Source organism: Labrenzia sp. PHM005 (genome assembly GCF_006517275.1).
Taxonomy (GTDB): domain Bacteria; phylum Pseudomonadota; class Alphaproteobacteria; order Rhizobiales; family Stappiaceae; genus Roseibium.
In genome coordinates this window covers 971,422-987,062 of record NZ_CP041191.1, presented here as the reverse complement: position 1 = coordinate 987,062, position 15,641 = coordinate 971,422, and the positions used below count along the sequence as shown (strand labels likewise).

The 15,641-nt window shown below is 55.3% G+C and carries 18 protein-coding genes; 10 read left to right on the top strand and 8 right to left on the bottom strand.

Annotated elements, in window-relative coordinates:
- The first annotated feature begins 108 nt into the window (after positions 1 to 108).
- Genes FJ695_RS04270 through FJ695_RS04250 form a run of 5 tightly spaced genes read left to right on the top strand, consistent with a single transcriptional unit; the run spans position 109 to position 5,312 of the window.
- The gene (locus tag FJ695_RS04270; RefSeq protein ID WP_209010914.1) at positions 109 to 897 is read left to right on the top strand and encodes a DUF2182 domain-containing protein; all 789 of its coding nucleotides are present in this window, start codon (positions 109 to 111) and stop codon (positions 895 to 897) included.
- A 12-nt stretch (positions 898 to 909) separates the two neighbouring features.
- Positions 910 to 1,536, top strand: a complete 627-nt coding sequence (locus FJ695_RS04265) for a DUF1326 domain-containing protein (RefSeq protein ID WP_209010913.1) — start codon at positions 910 to 912, stop codon at positions 1,534 to 1,536.
- Between the two features lie 11 nt (positions 1,537 to 1,547).
- On the top strand, positions 1,548 to 2,669 hold the full coding sequence (locus FJ695_RS04260) for a dimethylsulfoniopropionate demethylase (RefSeq protein WP_141184279.1): 1,122 nt from the start codon (positions 1,548 to 1,550) through the stop codon (positions 2,667 to 2,669).
- Between the two features lies 1 nt (position 2,670).
- Positions 2,671 to 4,305: an acyl-CoA synthetase gene (locus FJ695_RS04255; RefSeq protein WP_141184278.1), complete on the top strand. Its 1,635-nt coding sequence runs from the start codon at positions 2,671 to 2,673 to the stop codon at positions 4,303 to 4,305.
- 14 nt (positions 4,306 to 4,319) lie between these two features.
- Positions 4,320 to 5,312 (top strand): MDR family oxidoreductase, encoded by a 993-nt coding sequence (locus tag FJ695_RS04250; RefSeq protein WP_141184277.1) that lies wholly within the window; start codon positions 4,320 to 4,322, stop codon positions 5,310 to 5,312.
- Positions 5,313 to 5,326: 14 nt separating this feature from the next.
- On the opposite strand, the gene FJ695_RS04245 is transcribed toward FJ695_RS04250, so the two are convergent.
- The gene (locus tag FJ695_RS04245) at positions 5,327 to 6,232 is read right to left on the bottom strand and encodes a LysR family transcriptional regulator (RefSeq protein ID WP_141184276.1); all 906 of its coding nucleotides are present in this window, start codon (positions 6,230 to 6,232) and stop codon (positions 5,327 to 5,329) included.
- Positions 6,233 to 6,330: 98 nt separating this feature from the next.
- Here FJ695_RS04245 and FJ695_RS04240 point away from each other — a divergent pair, with 98 nt between their 5' ends.
- The 3 genes from FJ695_RS04240 (at position 6,331) to rplT (ending at position 7,789) form a co-directional block, all read left to right on the top strand.
- On the top strand, positions 6,331 to 6,948 hold the full coding sequence (locus FJ695_RS04240; protein WP_141184275.1) for an FMN-dependent NADH-azoreductase: 618 nt from the start codon (positions 6,331 to 6,333) through the stop codon (positions 6,946 to 6,948).
- 256 nt (positions 6,949 to 7,204) lie between these two features.
- A complete protein-coding gene (rpmI, locus tag FJ695_RS04235; protein WP_023002610.1) occupies positions 7,205 to 7,402 on the top strand; it encodes a 50S ribosomal protein L35 in 198 nt (65 codons plus the stop codon).
- A 27-nt stretch (positions 7,403 to 7,429) separates the two neighbouring features.
- Positions 7,430 to 7,789, top strand: coding sequence for a 50S ribosomal protein L20 (gene rplT, locus FJ695_RS04230; protein WP_141184274.1), 360 nt, complete (start codon positions 7,430 to 7,432; stop codon positions 7,787 to 7,789).
- A 111-nt stretch (positions 7,790 to 7,900) separates the two neighbouring features.
- Here the strand turns inward: rplT and FJ695_RS04225 are convergent, their stop codons facing one another.
- The 5 genes from FJ695_RS04225 to FJ695_RS04205 all read right to left on the bottom strand — a co-directional run bounded on the left by FJ695_RS04225 (position 7,901) and on the right by FJ695_RS04205 (position 12,772).
- Positions 7,901 to 8,773 carry an oxaloacetate decarboxylase gene (locus tag FJ695_RS04225; RefSeq protein WP_141184273.1) on the bottom strand — a complete coding sequence of 291 codons (873 nt, stop codon included), beginning with the start codon at positions 8,771 to 8,773 and terminating at the stop codon, positions 7,901 to 7,903.
- Positions 8,774 to 8,783: 10 nt separating this feature from the next.
- Positions 8,784 to 10,058, bottom strand: coding sequence for a TRAP transporter large permease (locus FJ695_RS04220; protein WP_141184272.1), 1,275 nt, complete (start codon positions 10,056 to 10,058; stop codon positions 8,784 to 8,786).
- A complete protein-coding gene (locus FJ695_RS04215) occupies positions 10,055 to 10,549 on the bottom strand; it encodes a TRAP transporter small permease (RefSeq protein ID WP_141184271.1) in 495 nt (164 codons plus the stop codon). Before FJ695_RS04215 ends, FJ695_RS04220 begins: the two co-directional genes overlap by 4 nt.
- A 287-nt stretch (positions 10,550 to 10,836) precedes the next feature.
- On the bottom strand, positions 10,837 to 11,829 hold the full coding sequence (dctP, locus tag FJ695_RS04210) for a TRAP transporter substrate-binding protein DctP (RefSeq protein WP_141184270.1): 993 nt from the start codon (positions 11,827 to 11,829) through the stop codon (positions 10,837 to 10,839).
- Positions 11,830 to 12,124: 295 nt separating this feature from the next.
- A complete protein-coding gene (locus FJ695_RS04205) occupies positions 12,125 to 12,772 on the bottom strand; it encodes a GntR family transcriptional regulator (protein ID WP_141184269.1) in 648 nt (215 codons plus the stop codon).
- Between the two features lie 94 nt (positions 12,773 to 12,866).
- Between FJ695_RS04205 and FJ695_RS04200 the strand changes: the two genes are divergently transcribed.
- Positions 12,867 to 14,027: a pyridoxal phosphate-dependent aminotransferase gene (locus FJ695_RS04200; RefSeq protein ID WP_247653789.1), complete on the top strand. Its 1,161-nt coding sequence runs from the start codon at positions 12,867 to 12,869 to the stop codon at positions 14,025 to 14,027.
- A gap of 105 nt (positions 14,028 to 14,132) precedes the next feature.
- Here FJ695_RS04200 and FJ695_RS04195 read toward each other — a convergent pair whose 3' ends face one another.
- The gene (locus FJ695_RS04195; protein WP_141184267.1) at positions 14,133 to 14,363 is read right to left on the bottom strand and encodes a hypothetical protein; all 231 of its coding nucleotides are present in this window, start codon (positions 14,361 to 14,363) and stop codon (positions 14,133 to 14,135) included.
- A gap of 221 nt (positions 14,364 to 14,584) precedes the next feature.
- Positions 14,585 to 15,256: a YggS family pyridoxal phosphate-dependent enzyme gene (locus FJ695_RS04190; RefSeq protein WP_141184266.1), complete on the bottom strand. Its 672-nt coding sequence runs from the start codon at positions 15,254 to 15,256 to the stop codon at positions 14,585 to 14,587.
- A 43-nt stretch (positions 15,257 to 15,299) separates the two neighbouring features.
- Here FJ695_RS04190 and FJ695_RS04185 point away from each other — a divergent pair, with 43 nt between their 5' ends.
- A complete protein-coding gene (locus FJ695_RS04185) occupies positions 15,300 to 15,617 on the top strand; it encodes a hypothetical protein (protein WP_141184265.1) in 318 nt (105 codons plus the stop codon).
- The last annotated feature ends 24 nt before the right edge of the window (positions 15,618 to 15,641 follow it).

Genomic DNA, 15,641 nt, shown 5'->3' with positions numbered 1-15,641 from the left:
GCACAGGAACAGGGTCAATGTAATTATTTTAAATGTCTGACAATTAAATATTTGACTTTTGTATTCAATGCGAGCAGCCTTTTTGACAACAAACTGGGAGGACATTGGGTGCAAATCGCCCTTCACGCTTTTGACCGGCGCCAAGTGGCCTGGATCGCGTTTTTTGTTGCGGTCTTGAGCGCGTGGGCAGCCTTGTTCCTGATGCAGCCAAATTTGGATCTGCCTCAGGGCTGGCAGGCGCTTGGTCTTGATTACCTTGCCTCGCTGTGCCGCCCGGCGGCGGAAACCAGCCTCCCAGGCCTGATCGCCATGTGGGGATTGATGTCGCTGGCGATGATGGCGCCGACCATTGCCCCTGCCTTGAAAACTTATCTGGATTTGACCCACACGCAGGGCGCCAGCATGTCTGGCTTTGCAGCTCTCCTTTCCGGATACTTGCTTGTCTGGATCGGCTTTTCGATCCCCGCCGCATTGCTTCAGGCCGCACTGGATACGCAAGGCTGGCTCGATCCGTTCGGCCGCAGCTCTGAAGTCTATCTAACCGCCGCACTTCTGGCGCTCGCCGGCGCATATCAGTTCAGCAAACTGAAGGAAGCCTGCCTCAACCAGTGCCATAGCCCGCTGATGTTCTTCATGGGCAAATGGCAGGACGGGCTTTCCGGCGCGGTCAGCATGGGCCTGCATTTGGGTGCCGTCTGCCTCGGCTGCTGCTGGGCCCTGATGCTGCTCGCCTTTGTCGCGGGCACCATGAACCTCGCCTTCATGGGCCTTGCGATGGTGCTGATGACGTTTGAAAAGCTGCCGCAGCTCGGCCGCTATCTCACCGCTCCCGTCGGCTTCGCACTGCTCGGAGCTGCAATCCTGACACTCACAACAGAACTTATAAAACACCTATAAATGGAGAGAGAAATGACCGGATGGGCCATCCGCGGGGAATTGATCCTCAACTGTAACTGCACCGTTTTTTGCCCTTGCGTGGTGTCGCTCGGCAAACACGCACCGACTGAAGGCTACTGTCAGGCGTGGGCCGGTGTGCGCATCGATGAAGGCCATTATATGGGCGAGGACCTATCTGGCCTGAACGTCGGTCTGGTACTTGAAATCCCGGGCTTGATGGCGCGTGGCAACTGGAAAGCCGCTGCATACATCGACGATCGAGCTTCCGATGCTGCCTATGACGGTCTTCTGAAGATCTTCTCCGGTCAGGCCAAGGGCACAACCGGCCTCTTCAAGGTTCTGGTCAGCGAATTCCTCGGCGCGGAACGCGCACCAGTATCCTACGAAAACGAAGGTAAAAAGCGCCGTCTGATCGTCGGCAAGGCGATCAAGGGCGAGGTTGTGCCGGTCGGCGGGTCTGATCCGGACGAAGACATCGTGGTGAAGAACACCGAATACTGGATGGGCTCCGACATCACCGTTGCAACGGCGACACAGGGCCGTGTCCGCGCCTATGGCCGGGTCTGGGATTTCGACGGCCGCAGCGCGGAAATCTGCCAGATCGACTGGTCCGGCCCAGCGGCCGAACAGGCCGCATAAGGAGAGCCGGCATGCAGGTCCCGTCTCTGTCCATCTCCCGGCGCACGCGCAAAACTCCGTTTTCCAGCCGTGTGCACGAAGCCGGTGTTAAAGCTTACACCGTCTACAATCATATGCTTCTTCCGACTGTCTTTCAGTCGGTGGAAGAGGACTACCGGCATTTAAAAGATCATGTCCAGCTTTGGGATGTGTCTTGTGAACGCCAGGTCGAATTGTGGGGACCGGACGCCGGGCGTCTTGCGCAAATGCTGACGCCCAGAGACCTGTCGGAGATGACGCCGGGCAGGTGTTACTACACACCCATGGTCGACGAGACGGGCGGCATGCTCAACGACCCGGTCACGACCAAACTGGCCGATGACAAATATTGGGTCTCGGTCGCGGACAGCGACCTCCTGTTCTGGATCAAGGGTCTCGCCCATGCCTTCCGTCTGGAGGTCGATGTCGACGAGCCAGATGTCTCGCCGTTGGCAATTCAGGGCCCAAAAGCGGAAGACCTGGTCGCCAAAGTTTTCGGCGAGCGCATCCGGTCCATCCGTTTCTTCCATTATGACTACGTCGAGTTTGAAGGCCAACGGATGGTTCTCGCCCGCTCTGGTTACTCCAAACAGGGTGGCTTTGAGCTCTATGTCGATGGAACCAAATGGGGCGAACCGATCTGGGACGCTTTCATGGATGCCGGTGAGGAGATGAACATCCGGGCCGGTTGCCCAAACCTAATTGAACGGATTGAAAGTCAGTTGTTGTCCTATGGCAATGACATGACCCGCAACAACACACCCCATGAATGCGGTTTGGGCAAATTCTGTCAGACCCAAAAAGCGATCGGCTGTGTTGGCCGGGACGCTTTACTGCGTGTTGCAGTGGAAGGCCCGGTTCGGCAAATCCGCAGCCTTGCCATTGACGGCGATCCCGTTCCGTCTTGTGACGAGCTCTGGCCCATCATTGGTGGCGGGCGTAAAGTCGGAACCATCAGTTCGGCCGCCTATTCACCGGATTTCCGGACGAATGTCGCTATAGGCATGGTACGCATGACTCATTGGGACGACGGCACCAAAGTTCAAGTTGAAACGCCGGACGGAATACGGTCCGCGACCGTTTGGGAAACGCCGTTCTCAAATCAGGACGACTGATATGCGCGATCACTACGACGCCCTACCGCCACAAACAGCAAATCATGTGCCTCTGTCGCCGTTGTCATTTCTAGAGCGTACAGCCGCGCTGTTTCCAGACCGGCTCGCCGTCGTCTATAACGAGCGGCGGTACACGTGGTCAGACGTAAAGGATCGTGTCCAGCGCATTGCGTCCAGCTTGAAACAAAAGGGTATTGGGCTTGGCGATACGGTGTCGGTCATGGCCGCCAACACCCCGGAACTGTTTGAATTGCATTATGCGGTACCTCTGACCGGCGCGGTGCTGAACACGATCAACACCCGCCTCGAACCGGATACAATCGCCTATATTCTCGATCACAGCGACGCCAAATTGGTAATCGCCGATACGGCGTTTTGTAGCGTCATTTCAAAAGCCTTTGATATAAACGGCAAGGTTCTGCCGGTCATCAATATTGCTGATCCAGACGGGCCAGGCGGCGAGATGATCGGTGAAGAGAGCTTTGAAAATCTGGTTGACGGCGGCGATCCGGTATTTCCGTGGCAAGGCCCGGCCGATGAATGGCAGGCGCTCGCGCTGAACTACACATCCGGCACATCCGGGAGGCCCAAAGGCGTGGTCTACCATCATCGCGGCGCCTACTTGATGGCGATGGGGACACCGATCGCCTGGGAACTGCCGCGCCATCCGGTCTATCTTTATTCCGTGCCCATGTTCCACTGCAACGGTTGGTGCCATGCCTGGACCATGACACTAATGGCAGGGACCATCATCTGCATCCGGCAAGTGACCGGAAAGGCGGTCTTTGACCTGATCGATGAACATGGGGTCAGCCATTTGGGTGGCGCACCGATTGTACTCTCCATGTTGGTCAATACAGCGGAAGAGGATCGCAAACTATTACCAGGTCCGGTAAAAATCATGACCGCCGGCGCCCCGCCGCCAGCAACGGTTCTCGCCGCCACCAAGGCGCTCGGCTTTGAGGTGATGCAGGTCTATGGCCTCACCGAAACCTATGGCCATGTTGCCCAGTGCCTATGGCGCGAAGAATGGGACAACCTGTCCGCTGACGAACAGGCGGAACTGCAATCCTGGCAGGGCGTTGGCTTCCCGATGACCGAAAGCGTCGATGTCGTTGATCGCGAGACCGGTGAACCGGTTCCTTGGGACGGCGAAACGCAGGGCGAGATCGTCATTCGCGGAAACACAGTCATGAAAGGCTACTACAAGAACCGGGACGCGACGGACGAAGCGTTCTCCGGAGGTCATTTCAAGTCAGGTGATGCCGCCGTGCGACATGAAAATGGCTATGTGCAGATCCGCGACCGCCTGAAAGATGTGATCATCTCCGGCGGCGAAAACATCTCTTCAGTCGAGGTCGAAGGGGTTCTGCATCGTCATCCGGATGTAGTTCTTGCGGCCGTTGTCGCCCTGCCCGACGAAAAGTGGGGCGAAGTCCCCTGCGCCTTTGTTGAACTTAAAGACGGCAGCCCAGAGACCGAAGACAGCCTGATCGCCTTCTGCAGGGAAAACATGGCTGGCTTCAAACGGCCGAAGAAAATCGTCTTCACCGAGTTGCCGAAGACGGCGACCGGCAAGATCCAGAAATTTGTCCTGCGGCAAGAAGCCCGGACGCTCGCCAGTGAAACCGTATAACGAGGAAATTTCACATGACTTTCAAAGCCCTTGTGGTCGACAAGAACGACGAAGGCAAAACCAGCGCCGCCGTCAAAGAAATCGACGAGAACCAGCTGCCGGACGGCAATGTCACCGTCGCCGTTGAGTATTCAACGCTGAACTACAAGGACGGTCTCTGTGTCGGGCCAGGTGGCGGTCTCGTCAAGGACTATCCGCATGTTCCGGGCATCGATTTTGCCGGCATTGTCGAAGAGTCTTCTGACGAATGGTACAAACCGGGCGACAAGGTCGTTTTGACCGGCTGGCGCGTCGGAGAAGTCTGGTGGGGCGGCTATGCCCAAAAGGCCAGCGTCAAGGGCGAATGGCTGGTACCATTGCCGGATGGCCTCACCACACGCGATGCAATGGCGGTCGGCACAGCCGGTTTCACTGCGATGCTTGCCGTCATGGCACTGGAAGATCATGGCCTGAAACCGGAAAACGGGCCGGTTCTGGTCACCGGTGCTGCGGGCGGTGTTGGCTCCGTCGCTGTCGCCATTCTCGCCAACCTTGGCTATGAAGTACACGCAGTTACCGGCCGGGAAAGCACTTGGGATTACCTGAAGTCTCTTGGCGCCAGCGCCATCGTTCCGCGGGATGACGTATCTGAAACCATCAAGCGCCCGCTTGAGAAAGAGGTCTGGGCCGGCGCGATTGATGCTGTTGGCGGCGAAATGCTCGCCCGCATCCTGGGCCAGATGAAATACGGTTGTTCCGTTGCCACCATCGGTCTTGCCGGTGGGGCAAATCTTCCGGCCAGCGTCATTCCGTTCATTCTACGCGGCGTCAACCTGCTTGGTATCGATAGCGTCATGCGTCCTTACGACGACCGTGTCCGCGCCTGGCAGCGGATCGCCAAAGACCTGCCGCTCGACAAACTGCACGGCATGATCCAGCCGGCAACCCTGGAAGATCTTCCGGGTCTCGGCAGGGACATCCTGAAAGGCCAGGTCAAGGGCCGCGTCGTCGTTGACGTAAACGCTTAAAAATACTCGGGCGGTCAGGCCACTGGCCGCCCATAGTGCTCTTTCAGGAAATCGATCATCACCCGGACTTTCTGGGGCAAATAGGACCGGCTGGGATAAACCAGCCAGGCCGCTGTTTCAAAAGTAGCGGCCGCGCAAGCATAGTCCGGAAATACATCCACCAAGGTCCCGCGCTTCAGATCCCTCTCAACCAGCATGATGGGCAACAGAGCCACGCCCATGCCGAGACGGGTGGCGGAGCGGATCGACAAGGCATTAGAGATCACTGTCGCACCTCCAACTGGCACACTAACCGGCTGCATGCCGTCTTTCCGGAACTGCCAAGTGGTCCGGAAGCCCGGAATGGCAAAACAGATGCATTCCCTGTTTGAAAGGTCTTCTGGCTGGGGAATTGGACCCTCGGTTTCCAGATAGCCCGGTGATGCGACAACCCGATAGCTGGTGGTCATCAGCTTGGCGACGATCCAGTCACCCTTGGGCATCGACCCGAAGCGGACGGCCAAATCTATGCCATCAGCCCGCAGGTCAAGGTTTGCATCAGAGGCCAGAAGTTCGATGTCGATATCGGGATATCTTTGCCGGAACTCCGGCAGGATCGGGATCAGACACTCCTGAACAAAAGAAATGCTTGCGGTCATCCGCAGAGTTCCGCGTGGGGATACCGCTGTCGTCCGCGCTTCATCACCGGCCGCATCCAGCTCTTCCACCAGGGGTGCAATTCGGTTGAGATAAAGTTCGCCCTCGCCGGTAGGGGCCAGACTGCGGGTGCTGCGCTGGAACAGACGGAAGCCGATGTCTTGCTCCAGTTGTGCGATCACACGGGAGACACTGGACGCATCCAGATCCAAGAGCCGGGCGACAGCGGCAAAGCTTCCAAGGTCACGAACCAAGAGCGCAGTTTTGAGTGTCGAAAGTTCCATTCATGCATATTATGCACGGCTACGGTGTAATTCGATCTATTTTTCAAAATGTCGCATGAATCTAAGTCGTCTTTGTCACGCACTCAGGAGACAATTTCATGACCCAATTACTCCGCATCAATTCAAGTTCCCGTATGGAGGGCTCTCATTCGTCGGCCATTGCCGATGTGTTTGAATCCGAGTTCTGCCAGAAAAACCCGGGCTGTAACGTCATCACCCGGAATGTAGCCGATGGCTCGATCCCATTTATCGCTCAGGAAACCATTGAAGGTTTCTATGCGCCGCAGGATGACCTTTCTGGCGAACAAAAAGCCGCCACTGAGCTGTCCGATGAACTCATCAAAGAAGTGCAGGACGCCGATACCCTGCTTCTGGCCGTTCCGATCTACAATTTCACCATTCCGGCTGCACTGAAAGCCTGGGTCGATCAGATTTCAAGGATTGGCCATACGTTCTCAATGGATGAGACCGGATTTCACGGCCTCGTCAATGCCCGGCGCGCCGTGATTATCTGCACTTATGGATCTGAAGGCTATTTGGACGGTGAACCCTTTTCTCAAGCAAATTTCGTTCAGCCCTATCTGGAGTTTCTATTGGGGTTCCTCGGAATCAAGGAGATTGAGTTCATCAATATTCAGGGCACCGCAACAGCAGCGCCGGAGCAGTTTGAAGATCGGCTAAGGTCGGCAAAACAAACTGCGAGATTGGCTGCCTAACTTTGCTGTAATCTGACAGAACCAAAATTGCCCGGCAGGTCGATAAGGAATCCTTTGTTTCTGCCGGGATTCCAGTTGCTTTTGCCTAAAACCTCCCATATAAGCGCCCGGTCCAGAGTCGTCCGGCTCGTTTTGGGCTGTCTTTTTGCATCTTGATGTAAGGCCAGGTCGAAACAACCAAGGGCATGCCGTGTCGGCTCTGAATGCACCAACAATGAAGTGTCTGCTTGCAGGCACACCAAAGAAAGGATGCAAAATGCCCAAGCTGAAGACGAAGTCCGGCGCTAAAAAGCGCTTTAAAGTGACTGCAACCGGCAAGGTGAAAACCGCACAGGCCGGCAAGCGCCATGGCATGATCAAGCGCACGAACAAGTTCATCCGGAACGCCCGTGGCACCACCACGCTGAGCGATCAGGATGCAAAGATCGTGAAGCAGTTCCTGCCGTACGCATAACGCCAGCCTTTTAAGGAGATCACCTAGATGTCACGCGTCAAAAGGGGCGTTACCGCCCACGCTCGTCATAAAAAAGTTTTGAAGGCTGCCAAGGGTTACTACGGCCGCCGCAAGAACACCATCCGCGTCGCCAAGCAGGCCGTCGAGAAAGCGGGTCAATACGCTTATCGCGACCGCAAGGCCAAGAAGCGCAACTTCCGCTCTTTGTGGATCCAGCGCATCAACGCGGCAACCCGCCAGCACGGCATGACCTACGGCAGCTTCATCAACGGCCTGAACAAGGCTGGCGTTGAAGTCGACCGCAAGGTTCTGTCCGACCTCGCCATCAGCCAGCCGGAAGCCTTCAAGGCTCTGGTCGATCAGGCTCAAGGCGCTCTGGCTGCTTGAAGCTGAAGCAAAGCAACTTTTTGAAAGCGCGGTCTTCCGGGACCGCGCTTTTTTCTTTTCGAGACTACATGACTGTCATTCAATAACGGCCAACGCCGGGAACCTAGAATACTAATCCCGCTTTGATGTCTCGTACCTGGAAGACAGGTCATAATAGTCGTTGAAGCCGATGCGCTCCCGCAGCTCTGAGAAGTTCATCAGATCCGGTGTCCGATCTTCGTCTGCCTTCAGCTTGGCCAATGTTCCGGTCATCGCCTGCATGGCGCTCGCCATCAAGGTGAGGGGGTAGGCGGCAATCGAAAAACCGATGTCCCGAAGCTCCTTGTGCGAGAGTTCCGGAGTTTCCCCGCCTTCCACGATGTTGGCCATCTTCGGTCCGGGCAGTTCCCGGCAGATGGTTTGCATTTCCGCGACTGTCTTTGGCGCTTCGACAAACAGAATGTCAGCGCCGAGCTCCTTGAATTTCGCAGCCCGGTCAATTGCTTCCGGTAACCCGTGATCATGACGGGCGTCCGTGCGGGCAAGGATCAGAATGTCGGCACCGGCGTCCTTGGCATCTTGTGCTGCCCGTATCCGGTCAAAGGCTTCTTCACGAGAAACCACGGCCTTGCCCGGCGTGTGACCGCAGCGTTTTGGCGCAAGCTGGTCTTCGATCATCACAGCTGCAGCACCCGCCTTGGCAAAACCGGTCACAGTCCGGCGCACGTTCATCGCATTGCCATATCCGGTGTCGCCGTCGGCGATCAGCGGGATCTCAATTGCATCGGTGATATTACGCGCCTGGTCGAGCACTTCGGCATAGGACATGAGCCCCAGATCCGGCTGACCGATCCTTGAGGCGGATGTCGCAAAGCCGGACATGAAGGTCAGGCCAAAACCTGCCTGTTCGATCAGCTTTGCCGACAGTGCATCGAAGCAACAGGGCATCACATTGAGAATGTCTTGCGCCAGAAGAGCGCGGAGTTTGTCAGCCGGAGACGGCATGGAACATCCTTTAGAGTTTAAACGGTATGTAGAGCGCCAGATCGGTCCAGAGATAGAGCACAACAACACTCAATAACATCAGAACCAGGAAGGGCAGGACCCCTTTGGAAACATCCGACAGGCTGGAGCGCGCGACCGATTGGATGACATAAAGATTGAGCCCCACCGGCGGGGTGATCAACGCACATTCAACCATCACCACCATGTAGACGCCGAACCAGATCGGATCAAAGCCCAGCGCCATCGCGGCCGGCAGCAGGACCGGCGTCATGATCAGCACCATGGAGAGGGCTTCGAAAACGAGCCCCATGATCAAAAGCACGACCGAGACCACCAGAATGAAGGCGAGCGGGGTGTCAATGTTCTGGCCGATAAACACCGAAATCTCCTGCGGGATCCGATAAAGCGTAATCGCCTTGCCGAAGACTTTGGCACCCGCGACAATCAGAAGGATCGCAACCGTGGTCACCATGCTTTCAAAGGCGGCTTCCTTGAGGCCTTGCCAGGTGAGGGTGCGCAGGTAAAGGCCTGTGATCAACAACGCGACCGCAAAGCCGATAGCGGCTGCCTCTGTCGGGGTGGCAATGCCGGTGTAGATGACGCCGATCACGACCCCAGCCAAAACCATAGAGGGCAGGGCACGGATCGTGCTTTCCAAACGTTCCCGGCCGCTTGCCGCCGGTTCAGGCGTGTATCCGCCAAACCAGCGGGCGTAGATCATGGCAAAGGCGATGAAGAGTGCCACCAGCAACAAACCCGGGCCGATGCCCGCCAGGAACAGCGCAATCACAGACTGTTCGGTGACAAAGCCGTAGACAATCATCGGGATCGACGGCGGGATCAGAATGCCGAGCGTGCCGCCAGCCGCCAAAAGGCCATAGACGAATTTCTTCTCATAACCCCGGCTGATCATTTCCGGGATCGCAACCGTGCCGATGGTGGCCGCTGTTGCCACCGATGAGCCGGAGATCGCCGCGAAGATTGCGCAAGAGACAATGGTTGCCACCGCCAATCCACCCGGCCAATGGCCGACCCAGGCATGCACAGCGGCAAAGAGATCTTTACCGACGCCGCCTTTCAGCAAAATGTTGGACATCAAGAGGAACAGCGGCACTGCGAGCAGGATGAAACCATCGAGGGTCGACAGGATCGCCTGCGGCGCCATCAGCGGCGAGAAACCGCCGAGTAGAAGCAAGGCAAGACCGAGACCGCCAAGTGTGAAGGCGACCGGGACACGGATGAGAAGCAGCGTGAAAAGAGCTGCGAGAATAAGGATCGTGGTCAATGTCCGGCTCCACTTAGAGAAACCGGTCCTTTGACCGCTTTTGTCAGCTCAATCACAGCCTGCAGAAACAAAAGCCCAAAGCCGACGGGGATTGCGAGTTCCGACGCCCAGGTCGGTAAGTCCAGCATCGAGCCGGTGGTCCGCCCGCGCTCAAAGGAATCGTAAAATATTCCGGCGCCTTTCCAGGCAACGATTGCACTGAAACCTGCGACGAAAACCATAGCAAGGCCCTGGCAAATACGTTGTGCGCCGGGGCTAAGCTGGTTGGTTACGGCATCGACGGCAATGTGCCGCCCAGCGCCGAGTAGCCAAGGCATCGCGATCATAGACCCCCAGATCAGACTGAGCTGAGATAATTCCGCTGCCCAGATCGTCGGCGCGACAAACAGATAGCGAGCGGTGACCTCAAAAGTGAGCATGCCGCCGGCAAGGACAAACAAGAGCGCAGCAATCCAGGCGAGCGCCATCAAGAGGGTCGCAAAGGCCTTCATAAGATTTCCCAGATTCTTTGAATTCAAAGGAAAGACTGGGCGGCAAATCGACCGCCCAGATAGTTTGCCAAGTTCATTTGCTTCTCAATTGTCATCCCGGTTTGGCGCCCTGGAGCCAAGATTTGGATCCAGTACACTGTGAGAAGAATTACCGGAGAAGATAACCACTTCAAGAGGTTACTGGATCCTGACTACGCAGGGATGACAACACAGGGACCAGTTTTATTCAGCCCCATTTACCAAGAGTTTGGTCGGGACGAGCCCGACCAAACAACTAGAAGCAATCCTTAAAGTTTGCTGGCCGCATCCATGACTTGTTTGCCCAGATCTCCAGCCTTTTCGCCATAAGCGTCGTAGACCGGCTGGCTGACGGCTTTCCACGCAGAAATTTCTTCCGCGGTCGGCTTGTAGACCGTCATACCGTTTTCTTCGGCGGCCGCATAGGCACTGGCTTCGATGTCAGAGACGCGGTCTCGGACATCGTTTTCCGCTGTTACGGCGGCGGCCTGAATGACAGACTTATGGGCGTCGGACAAACCGTTCCAGAAATCGGTGTTCACGACGACGATGAACTCAATGTCTGCATGATTGGTGACGGTGATGGTGTCCATCACTTCCCAGAGCTTGCGGGATTTCACACCGGAAACGCCGGTCATGCCAATGTCGACCGTGCCGCGCTGATAGGCGAGATACTGCTCAGAACCGGAAATCAGAGTCGGCGCGCCACCAGCCGCGGTGACAAAATCGCCCAGCGTTTTGCCGAAAACCCGGACCTTTTTGCCGTTCATATCTTCAGGGGTTTTGATCGGACCGCCGTTCGACAGCATGATCGCACCGCCATAAGCCTGCCACCACAATACGGTTGATCCGGTACCCTTCATGGCTTCATCCAGCGGACCGCGCACGGAAGACCCCGGAGCAACAGCTGCGCGGACTTTCTCTTCACTGTCAAACAGGAACGGCTGATAGAAAATGTCGACGGCCGGAATATCGCCCACATACCGGGTGAGGGACGCGACGCCCATTTCGATGGCGCCGGAGCCGACCGCGGCCGGAACTTCCTTGTCCTTATAAAGCTGCGCGGAATCGTAAATTTCGACCGCAATCTCACCGTTGGAGTTTTTCTCCACCTCTTCCTTGAACAGAACCAGGTTCTGGCCGAGGTGGCTTTTCAGCGGCAGCTGCAGCGATATCCGCAAGGTGGTATCTGCGGCAAAAGATGACCCGGCAGTCAAACCAAGTGCCATCGCGGCTCCAAGAGCCCACGTAAATGCTTTCATATTTTCCTCCCATTGAAATTTCTTTTTGTTATTTGGAAGGAGTTTTGCAAACAGTTTTGTTGGGGTCAACTCACTGCAAGCCTATTCCAGTTGTACTTTTGACCCAAGTTTGTTGATTTTTTCTAATGTTTTTAGACCCTTTAGCTTTACTCTGCTTTTGAATAACTTTCGATTGTTTCTTTAAAACTATAGATCAAACTCGATTAATCGAGAACAAATACTGACGTTTAACAATATCCTTGTAGCTTTTACCGGACCTACAAGTATTTTAACTTATTTATTAAATTCGAAAAATTTAATTATTGGCCAGATATTCTTCAAGGATACTCCCCGCCTCAGTGATGTGTTTGGAAGTCAATCTCTCGGCTTCTTTCGCATCCCTCTGGTAGCAGGCCTGCAAAATTGCGTCATGTTCCTCAGCCGATTTTGGTTGATAGTCAAAATATTTCAGAGTGAAACGCAGGTAGCGTTCAGCTAGATCGTGCAGACTTTGAATATGCGCCAACAAACGCGGCCGCTGGGCTGGAGCATAAAGAGTGCAATGAAATGTCTTGTTGAGCGCCCCATAATCGGCAATTCCGGCACCTTTAATGTCCCTTTGGATCTGTGCGGCTTTATCTATCTGAACATTGGATAGATGGGGGACCGAAAGGCGGATCGCGAGAGTTTCCGCAGCCTCCCGCATTTCGAAATTTTCTCTGAGTTCCGCTGCGCTGATCGGTGCAACGACAGCTCCCTTGTTCGGCACCAGCTGCACCAGGCCTTCTACGCTCAAGGCGCGCAAAGCTTCACGGATCGGCATACGGCTTGCCTCAAATTGTTGCGCAAGTTCTTCCTGCCGCAGTGCACTTCCAGGCGCATAGGTCCCGGAAATGATGCCCTCCCGGATTTTATTTTCAATGTCCTGCGCGCGATCGCCGCGTTTCAAAAGTGCCTGGCTCATATGCCTCCTTTAGCAATCATCGGCTTGACACACAAATTCCATTCTGCCTATCAATATCATTAATTGGATCCAAATTGCTATAAAGGATACTATTATGGTTTCACGGCTGGCCAATATTCCGGGTATCGGGGTCGACAGGATGGGAAACGCGGCGGATGCGACCGCAAATCCGGAAATGCTGCGCTTAGAAAATCTGGATACGGACATCGCTCCGCCAAAAGCAGCAATCGACGCCACAATCGCCGCCATTACCCGGGACGATGCAAACAGCTATCTTCCGTTTCTCGGAATCCATCACCTGCGCCAAGCCGCAGCAGACCGGGTTTCGAAAACAACAGGCGTTGCCTATGATCCCGACAGCCAATGCATCGTGTCTGCCGGGGGCCTCTCCGGTGTTTTGAATTCTCTTCTGGCCTTGATTGAACCGGGCGATGAAGTGATTATCACTGATCCGGCCTATGCTGGTCTGTTAAACCGGATCCATTTGTCCGGCGGCATCCCGAAGCTCATTCCGCTCACTGTTACGAGTGGCCGCTGGCGGCTCGACCTCGATGCCTTGCAAGATGCCATTAATCCGAAAGTCAAGGCGATCGTCACCATGAGCCCGTCGATGCCAAGCGGGATCGTTCATACGCGGGAAGAATGGCAGGCGATCGTGTCGGCAGCAGAAATAGCCGATGCCTGGATCGTACATGATGCGGCCATGGAGCGGATCCTGTTCACCGGCGAACCGGTTCTCCATCCGGCATCTTTTGATGGTATGGCTGAGCGCGTGATCACGGTTGGGTCTGTATCAAAGGAATACCGGATGATCGGCTGGCGGGTCGGCTGGGTGGTTGGGCCGAAAGAAATCATGAATGACATCGGCCTTGTCAGTCTGACCAATGTAGTCTGCCAGGTTGGCATCGCCATGCCCGGTGCCGCCGCCGCCCTGACAACTGACGACGATGGCGTTGCGGCTGCAACCGCAGAATGGAGGACCCGCCGAAACCATATCCTTTCGGAAATGAAGGATCTTCCAGTGTTGATCCCCGATGGCGGCTGGTCGCTGCTGATCGACACGATGGCTTTGGGATTAAAGCCTGATGACGCTTCGAAAAAACTGTTCGACGACGGCGCCATTGCTGCAACGCCCATGACCGGCTGGGGTCGGGACGAACGGGCTGGGCGGTATTTGAGATTTGTTTTTGCCAATGAACCAGTAGACCGGATGACGGATCTGCGCGAACGCATCCGGAAAGCCTGGAAAGTCTAAAGATCTTCAGAACAGAACCACCGCCGGCGTGACCTTCCAGCGGTGGTCCGTGATGGGCGGGTCGACCACATTCCGCGGTCTAAGAAGGGCTACCCACCCAAACGCTTAAGGCTGAACAGCCTCAAATTCTGCTGGGTCCAGGAGATTGTCCTGATTGACGTCAGCAGTCTTGAAAACCTCTTCGGACATGTCCGGCATTACGACGGTGATTTCGTCAAAGGTTAAGAACCCATCCTGGTTGCTGTCCGCCTTTTGAAAGGAAATGCCCTCTGCAAGAGCTGCAGAAGACACAGTCAGAGTGCCGATCAGAACGGCAGCTGCAAAAGTCTTGGACATAATTTGACCTCCAGTTTTGGTCGTGCGCCCCGTCGCTTCACCAGACCCCTGCGGCCGGTGAACCGGAGCGGGAGAAACACTCGGTCCCAAACCAGACGGCGAAATGGCCGGGTAAAGGAAGTGTCAGGGCAATGTTGTGACCAACCCTTCCGTCTGGTCACTCCAAGGTCAAAATATTGTCAAAAATAGCGATATTTGCCTGGAATGCGGCGCCAACCTGATCAAGTATAATCGCGGGATCCGAATATCGCTGAACCGACGCGCACATGGGTTGCCCCAAAGCCAACGGCGGTCTGATAGTCCGAGGACATGCCCATGGAGATCTGAGACAGGCCGTTCCGCGCCGCGATTTTTTCCAAAAGCGCAAAGTGTTCACCGGGCGCCTCATCAACCGGCGGAATGCACATCAAGCCGACAATCGCCAGGCCAATGTTTTCCTTACAATCCTTTATAAAAGCGTCAACGTCTTTTGGCGCGATGCCGGCTTTTTGAGGCTCTTCGCCTGTATTGACTTGAATGAAACAGGGCAGATCGCGGCCTTGTTTGTCCATCTCTGTCTTGAGTGCCTTGGCGATTTTCGGCCGGTCTACAGTATGAATGACGTCAAAGGTCTGCACCGCTTCCTTGGCCTTGTTGGACTGAAGCGGTCCGATTAGGTGCAATTCAATACCGTCAAACTCCTCCCGCAGACCCGGCCATTTACCCATGGCCTCTTGCACACGGTTTTCGCCAAATACCCGGTGACCTGCAACAAGAGCCGGACGGATCGCCTCTGCATCGAATGTCTTCGAAACAGCGATCAATGTCACAGAGCCGGTGGGACGACTGTGTTCGGTTTCCGCTGCACGAATATCGTTCATGACATTGGCAAGGCGGTCCGTAGCAGTGTTCATAAAATACTCCCAGAAATCACGGTTGTGACAGTTTGATTTCCATATGGCGGATACGCGGCTGGCGCAACTGTTTGAAAGCAAACAAAAGACCCTCACTGTGCGTCAAGCGATCACAGAAAAAGACGCCTGGACTATGTTGCTGCATGATCGGCTTGATATCCTGATCGAGAACCCAGATACTGGCAAATTGCAGATGAAAGCTCACCTTGGCGAGAGCATTTCCGAGATATCTCGCTCCTCGCCATTTTATCAGGTTCCGCTTCATATGCTCTTTAGTAAAGCCCATTCAGATGGAAAACAGATGTTCGACATTTGGGGCTGCATTTTTAGTCCGATAAAATGCATCATTTCAGAGCATTAGACGGATTAGAAACAGGGCTGAGTA